Origin of the sequence: Streptomyces minutiscleroticus (assembly GCF_014650875.1) — a bacterium.
In the GTDB taxonomy this organism is placed as follows: Bacteria; Actinomycetota; Actinomycetes; order Streptomycetales; family Streptomycetaceae; genus Streptomyces; species Streptomyces minutiscleroticus.
The window spans coordinates 26,955-45,389 of record NZ_BMVU01000028.1; the positions used below are offsets into that span (position 1 = coordinate 26,955).

At 73.0% G+C, this 18,435-nt stretch carries 16 protein-coding genes and 2 pseudogenes; 2 read left to right on the plus strand and 16 right to left on the minus strand.

Features of this window, described 5'->3' with window-relative positions:
* Positions 1–36 precede the first annotated feature (36 nt).
* The 5 genes and pseudogenes from IE271_RS24505 to IE271_RS24525 form a co-directional block, all read right to left on the minus strand.
* Positions 37–531 carry a lamin tail domain-containing protein gene (locus IE271_RS24505; RefSeq protein WP_190192590.1) on the minus strand — a complete coding sequence of 165 codons (495 nt, stop codon included), beginning with the start codon at positions 529–531 and terminating at the stop codon, positions 37–39.
* A gap of 118 nt (positions 532–649) precedes the next feature.
* A complete protein-coding gene (locus tag IE271_RS24510) occupies positions 650–3,181 on the minus strand; it encodes a DUF4118 domain-containing protein (protein WP_190192591.1) in 2,532 nt (843 codons plus the stop codon).
* Positions 3,182–3,246: 65 nt separating this feature from the next.
* Positions 3,247–3,933, minus strand: a complete 687-nt coding sequence (locus IE271_RS24515; protein ID WP_190192592.1) for a response regulator — start codon at positions 3,931–3,933, stop codon at positions 3,247–3,249.
* Positions 3,934–4,151: 218 nt separating this feature from the next.
* Positions 4,152–4,814: pseudogene (locus tag IE271_RS24520) on the minus strand (SMP-30/gluconolactonase/LRE family protein); the annotation flags it as partial.
* A 92-nt stretch (positions 4,815–4,906) separates the two neighbouring features.
* Positions 4,907–5,434 (minus strand): annotated as a pseudogene (locus IE271_RS24525) (monooxygenase); the annotation flags it as partial.
* A 553-nt stretch (positions 5,435–5,987) separates the two neighbouring features.
* Between IE271_RS24525 and IE271_RS24530 the strand changes: the two are divergent.
* Positions 5,988–6,926: a TauD/TfdA dioxygenase family protein gene (locus IE271_RS24530; RefSeq protein WP_190192593.1), complete on the plus strand. Its 939-nt coding sequence runs from the start codon at positions 5,988–5,990 to the stop codon at positions 6,924–6,926.
* Positions 6,927–7,081: 155 nt separating this feature from the next.
* Entirely contained in the window at positions 7,082–7,531 is a 450-nt protein-coding gene (locus IE271_RS24535) for a hypothetical protein (protein ID WP_229919539.1), read from the plus strand.
* Here the strand turns inward: IE271_RS24535 and IE271_RS42250 are convergent.
* From IE271_RS42250 to IE271_RS24590, 11 genes are all read right to left on the minus strand, one after another.
* On the minus strand, positions 7,512–7,766 hold the full coding sequence (locus IE271_RS42250) for a hypothetical protein (protein WP_229919540.1): 255 nt from the start codon (positions 7,764–7,766) through the stop codon (positions 7,512–7,514). The genes IE271_RS24535 and IE271_RS42250 overlap by 20 nt on opposite strands.
* A 407-nt stretch (positions 7,767–8,173) precedes the next feature.
* Positions 8,174–9,724, minus strand: coding sequence for a serine/threonine-protein kinase (locus tag IE271_RS24545; protein WP_190192594.1), 1,551 nt, complete (start codon positions 9,722–9,724; stop codon positions 8,174–8,176).
* Positions 9,721–10,524 carry a serine/threonine protein kinase gene (locus IE271_RS24550; protein ID WP_190192595.1) on the minus strand — a complete coding sequence of 268 codons (804 nt, stop codon included), beginning with the start codon at positions 10,522–10,524 and terminating at the stop codon, positions 9,721–9,723. The genes IE271_RS24545 and IE271_RS24550 overlap by 4 nt, the downstream gene beginning before the upstream one ends.
* A 304-nt stretch (positions 10,525–10,828) precedes the next feature.
* Complete coding sequence (locus IE271_RS24555; protein ID WP_190192596.1) at positions 10,829–11,632, minus strand: enoyl-CoA hydratase/isomerase family protein; 804 nt, start codon at positions 11,630–11,632, stop codon at positions 10,829–10,831.
* Positions 11,629–12,891 (minus strand): cytochrome P450, encoded by a 1,263-nt coding sequence (locus IE271_RS24560; protein ID WP_229919541.1) that lies wholly within the window; start codon positions 12,889–12,891, stop codon positions 11,629–11,631. Before IE271_RS24560 ends, IE271_RS24555 begins: the two co-directional genes overlap by 4 nt.
* A 102-nt stretch (positions 12,892–12,993) precedes the next feature.
* Entirely contained in the window at positions 12,994–14,310 is a 1,317-nt protein-coding gene (locus IE271_RS24565) for a cytochrome P450 family protein (RefSeq protein ID WP_190192654.1), read from the minus strand.
* Between the two features lie 112 nt (positions 14,311–14,422).
* Positions 14,423–15,013 carry a GTP-binding protein gene (locus IE271_RS24570; protein WP_190192598.1) on the minus strand — a complete coding sequence of 197 codons (591 nt, stop codon included), beginning with the start codon at positions 15,011–15,013 and terminating at the stop codon, positions 14,423–14,425.
* Positions 14,988–15,359, minus strand: a complete 372-nt coding sequence (locus IE271_RS24575) for a DUF742 domain-containing protein (RefSeq protein WP_190192599.1) — start codon at positions 15,357–15,359, stop codon at positions 14,988–14,990. The genes IE271_RS24570 and IE271_RS24575 overlap by 26 nt, the downstream gene beginning before the upstream one ends.
* Entirely contained in the window at positions 15,356–15,757 is a 402-nt protein-coding gene (locus IE271_RS24580; protein WP_190192600.1) for a roadblock/LC7 domain-containing protein, read from the minus strand. The genes IE271_RS24575 and IE271_RS24580 overlap by 4 nt, the downstream gene beginning before the upstream one ends.
* Entirely contained in the window at positions 15,754–16,974 is a 1,221-nt protein-coding gene (locus IE271_RS24585) for an ATP-binding protein (RefSeq protein WP_190192601.1), read from the minus strand. Before IE271_RS24585 ends, IE271_RS24580 begins: the two co-directional genes overlap by 4 nt.
* 502 nt (positions 16,975–17,476) lie before the next feature.
* The gene (locus IE271_RS24590; RefSeq protein WP_190192655.1) at positions 17,477–18,385 is read right to left on the minus strand and encodes a glutathione S-transferase C-terminal domain-containing protein; all 909 of its coding nucleotides are present in this window, start codon (positions 18,383–18,385) and stop codon (positions 17,477–17,479) included.
* Between the last annotated feature and the right edge of the window lie 50 nt (positions 18,386–18,435).

The window sequence follows — 18,435 nt, forward strand, 5'->3', positions numbered from 1 at the left end:
GCCCCCCGGCGCAGGGGGCCGGGCGCCGCGGTGCCGTCAGCCGTGGAACGCGATGTACCCGTTGCCGTCGCGGTCGTCGGCCCTCTTCGTGTAGGAGTGCACGTCGGCGCGGCTGCCGGAGGGCTTGTACAGGTAGATGGTGTCCTTGTCGTTGTTCCACATGAAGTTGCAGTTGTTGCGGTACACGACGTTGCCGGCGTCCGAGTCGGTGCCCTTGCCGCCGCGCAGCTTCACGTAGTCGCCCGGTTCGAGCTTGTGGCTCTTGGTGAAGGTGAAGCGGTTGCCCGTGGCGTCCTTGACCACGTACCCCTTCAGGTTCACGGTCGCCGTCTTCGAGTAGTTCTTGACGGTCAGGTACTCCTGCTTGGTGTTGCCGGTGGAGCAGCTGTTGGAGTCCCGGCCGGGCGCGTCGTACTGGACGCCGCGGACCTTGAGCGCCGACGAGTACTCGGCGGCCTGCGCCGGGACGGCGCTCAGGGCGGCGAACGCGCCGGCGGCCACGACGGCCACCACGACACTGTTCTTGCGCATGAGGAAATCCCCCCTCGGTGATGCGATTGAGACACAGATCGTACACAATTCATGCACATCTGATGACCCGTCGTTCCGATCAGTGGGCGACGGTGGGCGCGACCGGCTCGCGCCGTCGTCAGCCGTCCCCCGCCGGGGCCGCCGGTTCCGCCGCCGCCCGTACCGTCAGTGTCATGGTGAGGCCGCCGCCCGGGGTGTCGTCGGCCGTGAGGGTGCCGCCCATGGCCTCGGCGAAGCCGCGGGCGACGGCGAGGCCCAGGCCGACCCCGGCGCCGCGCGGGGCGTCGCCGTAGCGCTGGAACGGTTCGAAGATACGGTCCTTGGCCTCGTCGGGGACGCCGGGGCCGCGGTCGACGATCCGCAGCTCGACGCGGTCGCCGATGGCGCTCGCCGCGACGAGGACCGCCTCGTCCCGCGGGCTGTACTTGACGGCGTTCTCCACGAGGTTGGCGACGGCCCGCTCCAGCAGGCCGGGGTCGACCGCCACCATGGGCAGGTTCTCCGGTACGTCCAGCAGCACACTGTCCTCGGGGACGCCGCCGAGCGCCATGGGCACCACCTCGTCGAGGTCGATCTCGCGGATGAGGGGGGTGACGGTGCCGGTGTGCAGGCGGGACATGTCGAGCAGGTTGCCGACCAGGTGGTCGAGGCGGTCGGTGCCCTCCTCGATGCCCGCCAGGAGTTCGGCCTCGTCCTCCGGCGACCAGTCGACGTCGTCGGAGCGCAGCGAGGTGACGGCCGCCTTGATGGCGGCCAGGGGCGTGCGCAGGTCGTGGCTGACGGCGGCGAGCAGGGCGGTGCGGATGCGGTTGCCCTCGGCCAGCTCGCGGGCCCGCTCCGCCTCGTCGACCAGGCGCTCGCGGTCGACGACGACGGCGGCCTGGGCGGCGAACGCGCCGAGGACGCGGCGGTCCTCGGCGGGCAGGACGCGCCCGGTCAGGGCGAGCGCCATGTGGTCGCCGACGGGCATGTCGACGTCCGCGTCCTCGGGGCGCGCGGGCGGCGGGGCGCCGCCCGCACTGCCGGTGCAGGTCCACGGCTCCATGTCGCCGCCGCGCTCCAGAAGCGCCACGGAGTCCATGGAGAAGGTCTCCCTGACCCGGTCGAGGAGGGCCTGGAGGCTGGTCTCGCCGCGCAGCACGTTGCCGGCGAGGAAGGAGAGGATCTCCGACTCCGCGCGCAGCCGGGCCGCCTGGTGGGTGCGGCGGGCGGCGAGGTCGACGACGGAGGCGACCGACACGGCCACGGACACGAAGATGACGATGGCGACGATGTTCTTCGGGTCCGACACCGTCAGCCGGTGCAGCGGCGGGGTGAAGAAATAGTTGAGCAGCAGGGTGCAGAACGCGGCCGAGGCCAGCGCCGGGAGCAGCCCGCCGAGCAGGGCCGCGGCCACGGTCAGGGCCAGGAACAGCAGCATGTCGTTGGCGAGGCCGGGGTCGGCGTCGACGTGGGTCAGCAGCAGGGCGAGCAGCGTGGGCCCCAGGACGCCGGCGATCCAGCCCCAGATCACACGGTGGCGGCCGAGCCGGGCGCCGCGCGCCACGGGCAGCCCGCGCCGTACGCCGGCGGCCTCGTCGTGGGTGACGATGTGCACGTCGAGGTCGGGCCCGGAGCGTACGGCGACGGTGGCGCCGACGCCGCGCCCGAAGAGGTACTGCCACGTCCTGCGCCGGCTGGCGCCGAGCACGATCTGCGTGGCGTTGACCCCGCGGGCGAAGTCCAGCATGGCCTGCGGGACGTCGTCGCCGACGACGTGGTGGAAGGAGCCGCCGAGGTCCTCGACGAGGACGCGCTGGACGGCCAGCTCCTTGGGCGAGGCGGCCCGCAGGCCGTCGCTGCGCGAGACGTGGACGGCCAGCACCTCGCCGCCCGCGCCCTTCTCCGCGAGCCGGGCGGCGCGCCGGATGAGCGTACGCCCCTCGGGCCCGCCGGTGAGGCCGACGACGATGCGCTCGCGGGCCTGCCAGGTGGAGTGGATGCCGTGCTCGCCGCGGTACTGCCGCAGGTACTCGTCGACGCGGTCGGCGGTCCACAGCAGGGCCAGTTCGCGCAGGGCGGTGAGGTTGCCGGGCCGGAAGTAGTTGGACAGGGCGGCGTCGACCTTGTCGGCCGCGTAGACGTTGCCGTGGGCCATGCGGCGGCGCAGCGCCTGCGGTGACATGTCGACCAGCTCTATCTGGTCGGCCCGCCGCACCACCTCGTCGGGGACGGTCTCCCGCTGCCGTACGCCCGTGATGGACTCGACGACGTCGCCCAGGGACTCCAGGTGCTGGATGTTGACGGTGGAGATCACGTCGATGCCGGCGGCGAGCAGCTCCTCGACGTCCTGCCAGCGCTTGGCGTTGCGCGAGCCGGGGACGTTGGTGTGGGCCAGCTCGTCGACGAGGGCGACGGCCGGGCGGCGGCGCAGCACGGCGTCCACGTCCATCTCGGTGAAGACGGCGTCCCGGTAGGAGAGCTCCTTCCTCGGCACCTCTTCGAGGCCGTGCAGCATCACCTCGGTACGGGGCCGGTCGTGGTGCTCGACGTGGGCGACGACGCAGTCGGTGCCGCGCTCGGTCCGGCGGTGGGCCTCGGACAGCATGGCGTAGGTCTTGCCGACGCCCGGTGCCGCGCCGAGGTAGATCCGTAGCTTGCCGCGTGCCATGGTGTGTCGTTCCTGTCCGGAGTGCGGTGGGGCCGGGGCGCCCGCGCGGGGCGGGTGCGGGGCCGTCACGGCTCGAAGCGGTACCCCATGCCGGGCACGGTGATCAGGTGCCGCGGGTGCGACGGGTCGGCCTCCAGCTTGCGCCGCAGCTGGGCCATGTAGACGCGCAGGTAGTTCGTCTGGGTGCCGTACGTGGGGCCCCACACCTCCTGGAGCAGCTGCTTCTGGGTGATCAGCAGGCCGGGGTTGCGCACGAGCACCTCCAGCAGGTGCCACTCGGTGGGGGTGAGCCGGACGTCGCGGCCGCCGCGGGTGACCTTCTTGGCCAGCAGGTCCACCGTCATGTCCCCGGCGCTGACGACCGGTGTGTCCCCGGCCGGCGGTGCCACCGTCTCGGTCCTGCGGACCGCCGCGCGCAGCCGCGCGAGCAGCTCGTCCATGCTGAACGGCTTGGTGACGTAGTCGTCGGCCCCCGCGTCGAGCGCCTCGACCTTCTCGTCCGAGGTGCTGCGCGCGGAGACCACCAGGATGGGCGCCCGCGTCCAGCCCCGCAGCCCGCGGATCACCTCGATGCCGTCCATGTCGGGCAGGCCGAGGTCGAGGAGGACCACGTCGGGCGGGGCGGAGGCGGCCAGCCGCAGGGCCGCGGCGCCGTCGCGCGCGGCCTCCACCTCGTACGTACGGGCCTTGAGGTTGATCACGAAAGCCCGTGCGAGCTGGGGATCGTCCTCCACCACCAGCACCCGGGTCATCGCGTGCCGTCCTTTCCGTCGCCGTGACGTGCCGATCGTACGGCCGGGGGGCGGGGGCGCGGATCGGCGCCCCCGCCCCTTGACGACCCTCATACGGTCACGGCGACAACCTTGACGACTTCCTTACGCGGAACCCTCCGGCCTGGGGCGACGTGCGCGGCGCGCCAGGCGCAGCACCGTCCCCTCGCCGTTGGCCGACAGGAGCAGCGAGCCGTCCGGTCCGTGACGCCGCCGCTGGCGAAGCTGGAGACGAACATGCGGTTCTCCGCGTCGAACGCCGCGCTGTCCAGGTCCGTCAGGCCGCTGGTGACGACGGTGCGGGAGCCGGTGCCGTGGAGGTCGACGCGGGTGACGACGCCCGCCGCCCCGCGCGACAGCACGTGCAGGACGCCGTCTTCGTCGAAGCGGACCGCGACCGGCTCGTGGACGTCCTCCGCGACCGGTTCGGGCGTGCCGCCGTCGGGCGGGATGCGCCAGACCTGGCCGGTCAGCACGACCGGGTCGCGGCCGTCCGGGAACAGTTCGAGGAGCCGCCCGTCCACCCGCGTCTCGTTGACGAAGAGCCGGTCGCCGACGCAGGTGATGCCGTTGGGAAGCTTCACCCGGTCGGAGACGAGGGAGTACTCCCCGGCGGGGCTGCGGCGCCGCACCTTCCCCGGCACCAGGTCCGCGATGTACATCGAGCCGTCCGCGCCGAAGGCCAGGTCGTCCGGCGAGAGCACCGGGCCGTCCGCCTCCACCACCGTCTCGACGTCCCCGGTGGCGGGGTCGACGGCGCTGATCCGCCCGGCCAGGTACTGCGCCGCGCAGAGCCGCCCGTCCGGGCCGAACGCCACACCGTTGGAGCCCCACAGCGGGTTCGGCGGGTTGAGCCGGCGCAGGTCCCAGTGCTCGCTCCGGGCGCGGTGCCGGCCGGCGGCGCCGAAGCGGCCGGGCGCCGTGTCCGGCGTGTCCGCCCGCGCGCTGTCCCGGCTCACCGCGCGTCCGCCAGGACCTCGTCCATGCCGCCGCTCGCGCGCCACTCCCTCAGCAGCGCGTGGAACGCGACCGGGCCGTCGCCGTAGGACTCGCTGCGCTGCCGGGGCACGCCCTCGTCGTTGTAGTAGCCGGGGGTGCACTCGGCCTGGGACTCGTACAGGCCGGCCGCCTTCTTGCGGATGGTGTCCACCCAGGCGCGCTCGGCCTCCTCGGTGGGCTCCACGGCGCCCGCCCCGCGCCGGCGCGCCTCGGCGACCACCTCGGCGACGCGGGTGGCCTGCTCGTCGAGGACGTGGACGAAGTTGACGGCGCCGGCGTTCTGCAGCGGGCCCAGCTGGAAGAGGTCGGGGAAGCCGTTGCCGTAGAAGCCGTGCAGCGTCCGGGGACCGGTGCGCCACGCGCCGGTCAGCGCGACGCCGCCGCGCCCGTGCACCGGCAGGTTCCCGGAGAGGACGCCGGAGGCGCCGACGTCGAAGCCGGTCGCGAAGACGACGCAGTCGACCTCGTACGCGACGCCGTGGACCTCGTCCGGCCGGCCACCGGCCTCACGCAGGGCACCGCGGCCGGGACGGCCGGGGACGCCGCCGGCTGACGGGGGCCCTTTCCCGCCACGCCCGCCCGGCGGGCGGGGCGGGCGGCCGTCCCGCCCGCCGGGCGGCGGAGCACCGCCGTCCGCCCCGGGGGACCTGTCGCCGCACGCCGTCCCGGTGCTACGGTGCGGCCATGACCACGTACGCGATCACCGGTGGGACTGGGCCGTCGAGCCACGGCCCGCACGCGTGCGCCTCCCGCGGCCTGAGCTGTCTGTGCCGCCGCGGGCGGATCGGCTCCCCGCCGTGTACCCGCCGCGGCTGTCGCTGACCTCCGCGTCCGACCGCCGCGGGCCCGCTTCCCGCACGTAGCCGTCCTTCGCGCGACGGCCCGTGGGAGCGTCGGCCGTTCACACCGTTCCCCGCACACCATGCGCCGTCGGCGTCCGACGGCTCCCGCCCGGTGCGTTCCGTGCGCCGCCCCGCCGTCCGTGCGCCGCCCTCCCCCTTCACCGAGCCCTGCCACTCAGCGACAGGAGACCTCCCGTGACCGTCACCACGTCCGCCCCCGTTCCCGTCCTGCGCGACCACCGCATCCCCGCCGACGGCGTCTACGAGGGCGTCCGCGTCCTCGACCGGCTGCCCACCGGGGCGGAGGAACGCCCCTACGAACTCTTCGAGCCGGTGCCGCAGGCCCGCACGATCGGCGCCGAGATACGCGGCGTCGACCTCTCCCGGCCGCTGACGGACGCGCTGCGCGAGGAGCTGAACCGGGCGCTGCTGGAGTGGAAGGTCCTCTTCTTCCGGGGCCAGCACCTCACCTCGGCCGCTCAGCGCGCCTTCGCGCGCAACTGGGGCGAGCTGGAGACCAACCCGCTGCTGGCGACCGGTGACGCCGACGAGGTGGTGCGGTTCGACAAGGCCGCGGGCGCCACCCCCACCTTCGAGAACGTCTGGCACACCGACGTCACCTTCCGGGAGCGGCCCGCCCTGGGCGCCGTCCTGCAGCTGCGCGAGGTGCCGCCCTTCGGCGGTGACACCCTGTGGGCCGACATGGCCGCCGCCTACGACAACCTGCCGCGGGAGGTGCGCGAACGCGTCGACGGCGCGTACGCCGTCCACGACTACCTGCCGGGCTTCGCCCGCTTCTACCCGGCCGAGCGGCTCGCGCCGTTCCAGGAGCAGTTCCCGCCGGTCCAGCACCCGGTGGTGCGCCGCCACCCGGAGACCGGGCGCCGCATGCTCTTCGTCAACGCCTCCTTCACCACGCACATCGTCGGCATGGAGCGGCGGGAGAGCGACCGGCTGCTGCGGCTGCTCTTCCAGCAGGCGCACGTGCCCGAGTTCCAGGTCCGCTTCCGCTGGCAGCGGGGCGACGTGGCGTTCTGGGACAACCGGGCCACCCAGCACTACGCGGTCAACGACTACGCCCCGCACCGGCGCGTCGCCGAACGCGTCGCCATCGCCGGCGACCGGCCCTTCTGACACGGACTTCGCGATTCCGTCCCCTGACACCTGTCAGGTACTGCCACCCTCGTTCCGGCCCGTACGGTCGCCGTCAGCGGGGGCGCCGCGGGTTGGCCGACGAGAGCCGGCGGCCGCGCACCCGGTCAGCGCCGAACCGACCGGAAAGAGGGATCGTGTCACGACGTCCGCTCAGGACCCTGCTCGCCCTGGGGGGCGCCGCCGCCGTGGTGGCGCTCACTCCCCTGACCGCCCAGGCCGCCCCGGCCCAGGGCGGCAACTACGGGGCGTACGCGAACGAGGGCCAGTACCCGACGATCTCGAGCTGCGCGGGCACGTTCCGGCAGATCGGGAACACCCTCACCTTCGAGGGCATGTCCTTGAAGTACTTCTACTCCGACCGCTGCGGCTCCTTCGCCCGGATCGAGAACTCCCGGCAGAACTGCTCGGCAGTGCTGGAGCGCTCGAACTCCGGCGCGGGCAACGCCGACGCCTGGGTCGCCGAGTCCGTCGACCCCGGCATCAACTACGCCTACACGAAGATCGGCAACAACCTGAACGGCCGGGTGTCGCGCGCGCTGCTCGTCTGCGACGGTCACCCCCTGCTCAACACCGGCTGGTTCTGATCGGCGCCGGCCGGTACTGAGCCCGCACCACCGCGAACAGGATCGAGGGGCTCGCCACGGTGGCGGGCCCCTCGCCCTTGTTCGTCCCCGACGGTGTCGGGACCCAGCAGTCCGGCACACCGGCGACCTTCTCGCCGCCCCGGAGGTAGAGGCTGTTCACCCAGGCGACGTCGCTGCCGGAAGACTCCACGACCGCCGTCCGCCAGCTGTTGCCGCCGACGGCGGGGTCGTACACGTACGGCCCCCTGCGTCTGGCACACGGCGTCGAGCCGGTACCGCGAGCGGACGGCCAGGCGCGGCGAGTCCGCGGCCGGCTGCGGAGATCGACGTCGGTGGCCCAGATGCAGACATCGGTGAGGCCGGGTCGCCGCCGTTCGCGACGGCCGCTGCCGAGGCGCGGTCCGCCGGAACGGCAGCGGCCGAGGTGGTGAGGGCGCCAGTGGTGGGCGCGGCCACGGCCGGCGCCGTCGCGGAGCGGCGCAGCGGTTTCCTCACGAGTGTGTCCCCCCTGTCGATGCGATGCGGTCCGTCGGCGTCACGTGCGCGGTGTCCGGCCGACGGTCGACAGCTCCAGGCGGCCATACGGCTGTCCGGCCCCTGACAGCCGTCAGGGCGTCCCTGCCGTCCGCGGCGCCGGACGGCTCAGCGCGTGTACCGGGCGAGGTGCCGGCGGACCTCGGCGACATGGCCCTCGACCTGTTCCGGAACGCCTCCCGCCTCGATGACGGTCCGGTCGCTGGTGCGGTATCCGGCGGCGACGAGGGCGGGCATGTCGCCGGTCAGGCCCTCCTCCTCGAACCGCTGGGCGAGCCAGCACACGTACCCGCCCATCGTCATGATCGCGTCGGCGGGCGACATGTAGTCCTTGACACCGTCCTTGTCCCCGTCCACGGCCCAGGCGCGGAAGACGGCGGGTGTCCACAGGGCGATGCCGTACTCGTCGCTCCGCGGACGGGCCGCGTCGGCGTCGAAGCCGCTCTCCGCCTTGAGCATCGCGGCCAGCACGACCGGGGTGATCTCCTCCTCCGTGCAGCGGTGGGCGGCCCGGGTGATGACGTCGCGCAGCGGTACGGGGACGTCGGAGCCGGGCGGGATGGCGCCGTGCGCGGGCGCGGACGGCGTCGTCGCAGCGGCGGCCGGGGCGCTCGCCGTGGTGGGCGGGGCTCCCCCCGTCGTCGGGCGGCCGGTGCCATCGGGCAGCAGGACGGCGGCGCCGGCCGCGGCGGCCGCCAGGGCGAGGACCACCGCCCCCACCACCGCGCGCCGCAGCCGACGGGCGGCGGGCCGCGGTGCGCCCAGGGCGCGCACGCGTGTCAGGACGGCGGCGGCGTCGTGCCGCGAACGGCTCGCGTGGTCGGGCGTGAGGCAGTCGCCGACGAGGGCCCGCCACGGCGCGGGGACGCTCTCGTCCAGGCTCAGGGGCGCCGTCCCGCGCGCGTAGGCCTGGGCGGCCAGGGCGCGGGCGCGGGCCGCGGCGCCCGGGAACGGATGACGTCCACCGGTGAGCACCTGGTGGGCGAGAACACCGAACGCCCAGATGTCGGCGCTGGGCCGGACGACGGTGCCGCGTACCCCGGTGCGCTCCGACCACCACTCGGGCGGCAGATGGTCGAGGGTGCCGAGCGGGGGCATGTAGGCGTGCGTGCCGTCGAGTTCGGCGGTCAGGCCGAAGTCGGCGAGCCAGGTCTCGCCGCTCGTGGTCAGCAGGACGTTGGCGGGTTTGAGGTCGCCGTGCACCCGTCCCGCGGCGTGCATGTGCGCCAGTCCGGCCGCCACGTGGCGCAGGATGCGCTCGGCCCCGGGCACCGGCCCGGGCGTCTCCGGGTCCGCGGCGTCCAGAAGGTCCTGGAGGCTGTGGTCGGCCCGGTCCATGACCAAGGCGACGGCCCCGTCCAGCGGCGGCCGGTCCGGGTCGCTGATGACGCACACGGCACGGGTGCGCACGAGGTGCGGATGGTCGGCCTCCTGGCTGAACCGCACCTCCCGGGAGACGAGTTCGTCCAGTGCGGCCCGCTGTCCGGGAGCGAGCCGGTCGGTGTGCCACAGCTTCACCGCCACCGGCGTGCCGTCGGCCGTGGAACGGGCGGCGTACACACTGCCCCAGGCCCCCGTCCCGATCGGCTCGGTCAGTTCCCACTCCCCGATGCGGTAGCCGACGGGCACGTCGGGCACGGGGACGGAGTGACGACTCATGCCTCTCCCCCCGCGGGACACGGCCGGAGAGAACGCCGGGGCAGGACCGCCAGGTGCTCCTCGCGCACGAGGTTGAAGCGCAGGGCGAAGGTGACCAGATCCTCCCGTTTGGCGCCGACGCGTGCGCCGTCCCGGTCCGGACGGCCGTCGTCCTCGGCGGACCGCAGGCGCAGTTTGGCCGAAGCCAGGTAGTCGATGTGGTAGTTCACGGCGGAACGGGTCAGGTCGCGGCACGCCTCAAGGGGCCGCAGCCGCTCGACGATCTCCCCCGCACCCGGCAGGGCCGCGCCGGATGAGGTGCGCAGCCGCGGCTCGCACAGGGCGACGAGAACCAGGAAATACTTGGCCGTGGGGTCGAGCGAGAAGGGGCTCACGGTCTGCTCGCCGAGCGCGGGGCCCGTCCCGGCCTCGGCGTAGGCGTGCTGGGGCGCGAAGACCTTGAAGGACGCATTGCCCTCCAGGGCCGGCAGGACGACCCGGGAGAACTCGAACGGCACGGGTGCGCCGAGCCGCCCGGGAGCGACCTTGACGTATTCGCCCGCCCCTTCGAGGTTCTCGACGACGTACGTGGCGGCCGGGCTGAAGTTGGACAGCCGCCAGTAGTCCCCCGCGGCCTCGATCCGGCCCGCGTGCCGGGAGACGCCCGGGTCCGGCAGGACGACGGGCAGGGTGATGCCGGGCGAACCGCGCCCGAAGTCCTTGGTCTCTCCGGGTCCCATGTGCAGGAGCCGGGGTCTTCGGCGGTCCCCTCCGGGGCGGGTGCGGATGTCTTCGGGCAGCTGGATGATTACCGTGTCCATGACGTTCTTCCCCCGTGACGGTCGCCAGGATTCTAGTAGGACGACGATCTTCCGGAGCCGCCGGAACAAGCCACACAGGAGTGCGGTGGACAACCCCGGAGGGGCCTTGCCGATGGACACTACGGGTGTACGGCGGGACAGGGCGTGACGCGGCGTGTGGGGGGTGTCCTCGCACCGGAGAGCCGTCTTGCCCGGGTGTTCCGGGAACGGCACGACCGGGACGCGCGGGCGCCCCGCCCCGCCGAGGGTTCCGCGGGGCGGGGCGCGAGGCGGTGGGCGTCGTCGGGCCGGGTGGCCCGGCGGGTCAGACGGCCAGGTGCCGCCTGGTGCGCGCGTAGTGCTCGGAGGCGAGGACCGACGCCATGAGCTCGGCGTCCAGGGCGGACGCGTCGGCCAGGCGGGCCGGCGCGGCGTAGGACTGCAGCAGTGTCTTGGTGACGCGCAGGGCGGTGGGCGAGCGCCGGACGACGGGGCGCGCCCACGCCGCCACGGCCTCGTCGAGCTGCGCCTCGGGGACGACCCGCTGCACGACCGACAGGTAGTGGGCCTCGGCGGCGTCGAAGGCCCGCCCGGTGAGCACGAGTTCGCGCACCCGGGCCGCCCCGACCTCGCTGAGCAGACGCGGCAGGAGCCCGCCCCAGGCAGTCGGCAGACCGAGGGCGAGTTCGGGGAGCCGGAAGGAGGCCGTGTCGGCGCACACCCGCAGGTCGCAGGCGAGCGCCAGGGCGAGCCCCGCGCCGATGGCCTTGCCCTGGACCCGGGCGATGGTGACGGCGGGGTTGTCGGTCAGCGCCTCGCAGACGCGGCGGGCCCGGACACCGGAGGCGCGGATGCCGCTGCCGGTGGGGTCGTGCGCCAGGTGCTCGGCGAACTCGGTGCGGTCCCCGCCCAGACAGAAGTCGGTCCCCGCGCCGGAGAGCACGAGGACGCGTACCGCGGGGTCCTGGTCGTCGAGGACGGTCTGCAGGTCGTGCAGCATGGCCTCGCCGACAACGTTGCCCTGGTCGGGCAGGTTCAGCTCGATGTGGAGGACGGGGCCCCGCTGTTCGGCACGGAGGGTCTTGAGGACGAGGTTCGTGTGGACGGGCGGGGTCGGCGGGGCAGTCATGCTGTCACTTTCAGGGAGGTCATGCGCCGGAAGACCATGCGCGGCGCGTAGGCGGGGGCGGACGAGAGCCGCAGCGTGTCGAACCGCTGCAGCAGGCGGGTGAGAAGGGTGCGGGCCTCCAGGCGGGCGAGGGCCGCGCCGAGGCAGTAGTGGGCGCCCCCGCCGAAGGTGAGGTGGGTGCCGTTGCGGAGGATGTCGAAGGAGTCGGGGTCCTCGTTGCGCCGGGGGTCGTGGTTGGCCGCCCCGTACAGCACGTGGACCATGGTGTCCTTCGCGAGGGGCACGCCGGCCAGGACGGTGTCCTCGGCGGCGACCCGGGTGTTGAGGTGGATCGGCGGGTCGTAGCGCAGGGCCTCCTCGACGGCGTCGTCGACGTACCCGGGGTTGCGCCGCAGCCACTCCCACCGTCCGGGCTCGCTCAGCAGCAGCCACACGGCCACGGACATCAGGGTGGCCGTGGTCTCCAGGGAGGCGATGGTGATGAACATGGTGAGCGCGTACAGGATCCGGTCCGCGCTCTCGCGGTCGTCCGGGAGCTGCTCGTCCCAGTGCCGGATCCAGCCGGAGAGGACATCGTTGCCAGGGGTGGCCCGCCGCTGCCGTACCAGCTCGGTGAAGTAGGCCCTGAGTTCGAGCGTGGCCTGCGCGGACACCGCCAGCTCGCTCTTCGTGGGCAGCAGCTCCTGCGCGTACACCTGACGGTGGGTCATGTCCAGTACGTGCGCGTAGTCCCGCTCGGGGAGCCCCAGCCAGCGGCCGACGGTGTGGACGGGCAGCTGCTCGCTGACGGTGGTGACGAAGTCCGCCTCGCCGTCCGCGCGCAGCCTCCGGTCCAGGTCGTCCAGGAGGCGGGCGACGTGCTCCTCCACCTGGGGCCGGAGGTCCTCGATCGTCTTGCGGTCGAAGAGGTTGCCCAGACTGCGCCGTTGGCACGTGTGAGCAGGGGCGTTGAGGCGCGACAGGGTCATGCTCATCTCCCGGGTGGCGGGAGCGTTCCAGCGTTCGGCGTCGGGCCGGCGCTCCTGCCAGGCGAAGTCGGGTGTCAGCCAGTTCCGGCCGCGCAGGACCTGGCTGCACACCTCGAACCCGGTGACGAAGTACCCGCCCCAGGGGGCGGGCACGACGTCACCCATCTCGCGCAGTTCCCCGTAGAGAGGGAAAGGGTCGCTCTGACCCTCGGGGGAACGCAGGCGGCGGAGGACGGAGATGACGGATCGGCGATCGATGGTCAAGCCGCTTATGTCACCAACAGCGGTCACGCAGAGCTCCTTAAGGCTGGCGCTTCCGTTACTGGCGGAATCTACCCTTCCGTAGCAGCTCGTCATACACCGTAGTGTGTTGCTCCCGTCACATGCAGTGCATCACAGGCGGAAGACGTCGAGGAACGAGCTCCAGAAGCCCTTCTTCTTCGGCTCCTGCCGCGGCGTCCGCACCTGACCCGCCACCGGCACCTGGCCGGATTCGGCCGCCGCCGCCCGCGGCCGGGTGTTCATCGCCTGCAGCGAGGCGGCCACCCGGGTGGCCGGCGTCGGGCTGAACCGCACCGGCAGCGAGACGAGCGCCCGGTGGAACGGACCGGGCCGCCACTGCAGGTCCTTCTCCGGCACCTCCAGGACCAGGTCGGGCAGGGCGTTGAGGATCTTCTCGATCGCCGTGATCGCGATGACCTGGGCCGGGGACTTGGCCGGGCAGGCGTGCGGGCCGGCGCCCCACGCCAGGTGGGCGCCCTTGCTGCGGGCCTGCCGGGCGTCGTTGAGGGCCGGGTCGCTGTTGGCGCCGGCGAAGCTGATGACGACCGGGGTGCCCGCGGCGACCGGGACGCCCTTCAGCTCGACGTCCTGCAGCGGGAAGTGCGTCGCGTAGTTGGCGATCGGCGGGTCGTTCCACAGGACGTGGTCGAGGGCCTCCTCGATGAGCAGACCCGCGCCGCGCCCGGAGTCCTCGCCGGACAGCAGCAGGAGCAGCGCGTTGCCGATGAGGTTGCGCTCCGGCTCGACGCCCGCGCCCATCAGCATGACGAGCTGGTCCTTGAGCTCCTCGTCGTTGAGGCCCGCGGGGTGCTGGATCAGCCAGGAGGTCACGTCGTCGCCGGGCTCGCGGCGCTTGAGCGTGATCAGCTCCATCAGGCAGGCCGTCATCTCCTCGTTGGCCCGCATCGCGTCCTTGCCGTCGAAGATGGCGGACATGGTGCTGGTGAGGCGGTCCCCGATGCCGGCCGGGCAGCCGAAGATCTTGTTGAACAGCAGCAGCGGCAGCAGCTTGGCGTAGTCGTTGAGCAGGTCGGCCCGGCCGCGCTCGCTGAACTGGTCGATCAGGTAGTCCGCGATCGGCTCGACGTCCCGGCGGATGCGGCTGATGTCGAGCCGGTCCAGGCTGTCGGTGACGGCCTTGCGCAGCCGCAGGTGCACGGCGCCGTCGGTGAACAGGCAGTTGGGCCGGTACGCCATCATCGGCAGCACGGGGCTGTCGAGCGCGATGCGCCCCTCGTTCAGCGCCGTCCAGCGGCGGGAGTCGCGCGCGAACAGCGTGGTGTTCTGCAGCACCCGCAGCGCCGTCTCGTGCTCGACGACCAGCTCCGCCTCCACCCCGGGGGCGAGCTCGACGGGGCCCGCCGGGCCGTGCGCCCGCAGCCGGTCGTAGAGCTGGTGCGGATCCGCGGCGAAGTCCTCACCGTGCATCGGGCATCTGGCGGGCGCGCCGGGTATGGCGCTCTCCTGCTGAAAGTCCATGAGTGCTTCCTTCGGGTTCCCGGGGCCGCCGGCTCCGGGAAGGGGGTCGTAAGGGCCGGCGTCAGGCCGCGCGGGCGAGCAGGTGCCGGACGAGAGAGATCAGCGCCTGCGCGGAGGAGGCCCGGTCGCGGGCGTCGCAGTACACGACGGGGGTGTCCGGGAGCAGGTCGAGCGCCTCACGGATCTCCGCCTCCTCGTACGCGTGCGTCGTGTCGAAGGTGTTGACGGCGATGGCGTACTCCAGGCCGTACCGCTCGACCAGGTCGATGACCGGGAAGGTCTCCGCCAGCCGGGAGGGGTCCACCAGGAGCAGGGCGCCGAGCGCGCCGCGCGCCATGTCCTCCCACAGCTGCATGAAGCGCTGCTGGCCCGGCGTGCCGAACAGGTACAGCACCAGTTCGTCGCTGAGCGTCAGACGGCCGAAGTCCAGGGCGACCGTGGTCGTCACCTTGTCCGGTACGCCCTGGAGGTCGTCCACGAGCGCGGACGCCTGCGTCATCTTCTCCTCGGTGCGCAGCGGTCTGATCTCCGACAGCGAACCGATGAGCGTGGTCTTGCCCACGGCGAAGTGCCCTACGACGAGGATCTTCGCGGTCGTGGTGACCGCGTCGGAGACGTAGATGCTCTCAGCCGTAGAGGGATTCGAGTCCATGGAGCACCCTTTCGATGATGCCTCGGTCGACGGACTGGGCGCGCGGAGGCGCTGCGCGGCGCAGCAGGAGCCCCTGCTCGAATAAATCGGTCAGCAGCAGCCGGGCGACGCCCACCGGGAGTTCCAGGTGGGCGGCGACCTCCGCGACGGCGAGATAGCCGCCCGAGAGCAGGTCCCAGATGGCCCGCACCTCGGGGCTCGCCCCCAGGGGCAGCTCCTTGTCCGGTCCCACCGTCACCAGGGTGTGCAGGGACAGCTCGTCGGAGGACGGCAGGCGCCGGCCGCCGGTGATGACGTAGGCGCGGACGAAGTCGCCGGCGACCGGCTCTTCCTCTCCCGCCGTCATACGTCGACCCCGCTGTTCTGGCGCGGCGGTGTCGTCATCGCCTTGCCCAGCGCGTTCACCTGCTGGTGCATCCGGAAGGACATGGCCTCCATGTCCACGTCCAGCGCCGCCGAGACGGCGAGGTAGGCACCGCTGCCCGCGGCGATCAGGAAGATCCAGCCGCCGTCGTACTCGATCAGCGTCTGCTTCCACACGCCCTTGCCCGCACCGACGAAGGGGGCGACGGCCCGGCTCAGCGACTGCATGGAACTCATCGCCGCGGCGTTGGTCTCCGCCTCGTCACGCGGAATGTCGGTGGACCGCTCCAGCAGCAGGCCATCGGCCGAGACGAGAATGGCGTGGCGCGCGCCGCGCACCTGCAGCACGTCGTTCAGCACCCACGACAGATCGGCATTCACTGGTTCTCAGGTCCTTCCGTGGTGGTCGTGTCCCGCCCGAGCTGCGTCCCCCGCTGGAACGCGCCGATGCGCGAGGCCGTCAGCTCGCTGTTGCTCTCCGGCTCCGGCTGCGGCTCCGGCGGCGACGGAACCACCGCCACCGGACCGACGCGCCGGCGCTTGGGCAGACCGCCCGTCGTGGTGCCGAGCGAGCGGTCGACGCCGCGCTCGGCACCGCTCTGGCCGCCCGCCACCGGCGTCAGGCGCTGCGGCGGGGCGGTCCTCTCCTGCTGGTACGGCTCCTGCGCGGGCTCGGGCGCGGGCTGCGGAACGTCGGTCGTCAGAAGGTCCTCCGGCAGCAGAATGACCGCACGCACGCCACCGTACGGAGAGACGGAATCGACAGAGACCTTGAAGCCGTAGCGGGCGGCGAGCATCCCGGCGACCGCGAAACCGAACTTCGGCGGGTTGCCGAGGGCGGTGATGGCGATCGGCGCGGCCGGGGAGAGCAGCTCCGCGGCGCGGTCCTTCTCCTCCTGGCTCATGCCGAGGCCGGCGTCGTCGACGATCAGGCAGATCCCGGTCGGCACGGACTGGATGTTGATCTCGACGGGCGTGCCCGGGGCGCTGTAGTTGGTGGCGTTGGCCAGCAGCTCGGCGAGGACCACCGCGACCGGTTCGACCGCCTTGCTGGCGACCGCGACGTTCACCTGGTTGTGGATGTTGACGCGGTCGAAGTGCTTGATGCGGCCCTTGGCGCTGCGCGCCACGTCGTACACGGACGCGACGGCCTCGCGGCGGCCGAGCCAGCCGCCGCAGAGCACCGCGATGCCCTGGGCGCGCCGGCCGAACTGGCTGTTGGTGTGGTCCACCATCATCAGGTCGGCGAGGACCTGCTCGTCGTCGCCGTACCGCTTCTGCGCCTTCTCGATGATGAGCTGCTGCTCGTCGGCGAGGAGCTGCAGCGTGCGCATCGCGGACTTGAGAACGGCCTTGGTGTCTTCCTCCGCATCCTTGCGCACCGCCGCCAGTTCGTTGGCGTGCTGGTTGCGCTGCGCTGTGTTCTCCATGTGCAGCCGGTGCTGGTCGGCCTGCGCGGCGGTCAGGTCGCTCTGCAGGTCGCCGTTGCGCCTGCGGAGGGCCATGTTGGTTCTCCGCGCTCGGAGCACTGCGGCGACCGCAGCGACCAGGACCACGAGCAGGATCCACAACAACGGATCCTGGATCAATGACGTCATCAGACTCTCTTCAAGTCGCCTCGCGGCAGCAGTGGTTACCGCCCGCTCCGCCTCGGCCGAGAGCTCATAGCCCCGTCCGGCCGCGCACGTCACCGACGGACCACCAGCCACTCCCCCGCGGTGGGGGCCCTAGAGACTGTTTCCCCGTACGCGTGCGTGACGCGCCATCAGCCCACTGTAAGTACGGTGATCTTAGCAGGGCAGCTGTGCCGAACACCGTGCCCCGGCTCCCCAGTTGGAACCTTCACCAAGACTTCGCGAGCGCGTCGGAGATCTTATGACATACCTGCTCAGGACGGGGTTACCGAGAGTGAACCCGGTTGTGACCCGGTCGCGATCACAACGTTATCCGGGCCCCGTCCGCGGGTCACTGCGTCACACTATGTGTGGTTCGCACCGCTTGCCGCCCCCGTGAGGCCCGCGTACGGCACGGCTCCCGGGTGACGGGCCCGGAAACACCGTCCCGCGCCCGGCGGACCGGTCGGACCGAGGAGGACACCGGTCAGGCCGAGGAGGACACGGCCTCGCGACGGGCGTGGGCCGCCCAGTCCAGGATCCGCACCGCGGCCCCGGCGGCCTCCCGGTCCCGGCAGTCCGCGCGGTGCCTGCGGACGATGCCCTCCAGGTCCAGGTGGGCGCCGAAGGCGGGGATCGCGGTCAGGCGGCGGGCGTGGGCCCACAGCCGCGGGTGGCCGGCGATCCGGTGCACGGCGGCGGCGTCCAGGTGCAGCCGGTGCACGGTGTCCAGCCGCACCAGGCTCACCCACGCCTGCACGTCGGCGGCGGTCAGGGCCTCGCCCGCGAGCCACTCGCTCCCGGCGAGGCGCGCCTCCAGCGCGTCCAGCGCGCCGAACAGGGTGGCGAGGGCCTCCTCGCGCTCCTCGGCACCGGCCCCGGCCCGGCCCGCCCGCCGGGCGGCCCCGTCGACACCCCGCTCGCACAGCAGCGCCACGGCCTCGATCTCCGCCTCGGCGGCACGCGGGTACAGGTCGGGGCGGCCGGGCCGCTCGCAGCCGAAGCGCCGGGCCAGGTCGTGCAGGATGTCGGGGGTGTGGGTGCTGACGACGCGTCCGGTCCAGCCGTCGCCGAGCACCGGCGCCGCGGCCGGGCCCGAGTAGCGGTGCGCGCCGGCCTCGTACAGCGGGACCAGCGCGGAGTGGCCGCCGCCGGGCGCGTCGGGCACGGCGGGCAGCAGGGTGACCGGGACGGCGTCGGCGAGGCCGAGCAGACCGTGCGTGACGGCGATCCGCAGACAGTCCGGACAGGACAGGCACAGGTGGAGCCGGTAGCGGCGCGGCACGGCGTAGTGGCCGCTGCGCGCGTCGCCGCCGATGCGGCCGCGGAAGGGCGACGGGGACGACGGGGACGACGGGGACGGGGCCGGAGCCGCGATCGGGGGCACGACGGACATGGAGGTCTCCGGGGGGTCGAGGGGGCCGGCGGTGCGGACGTACGACACGG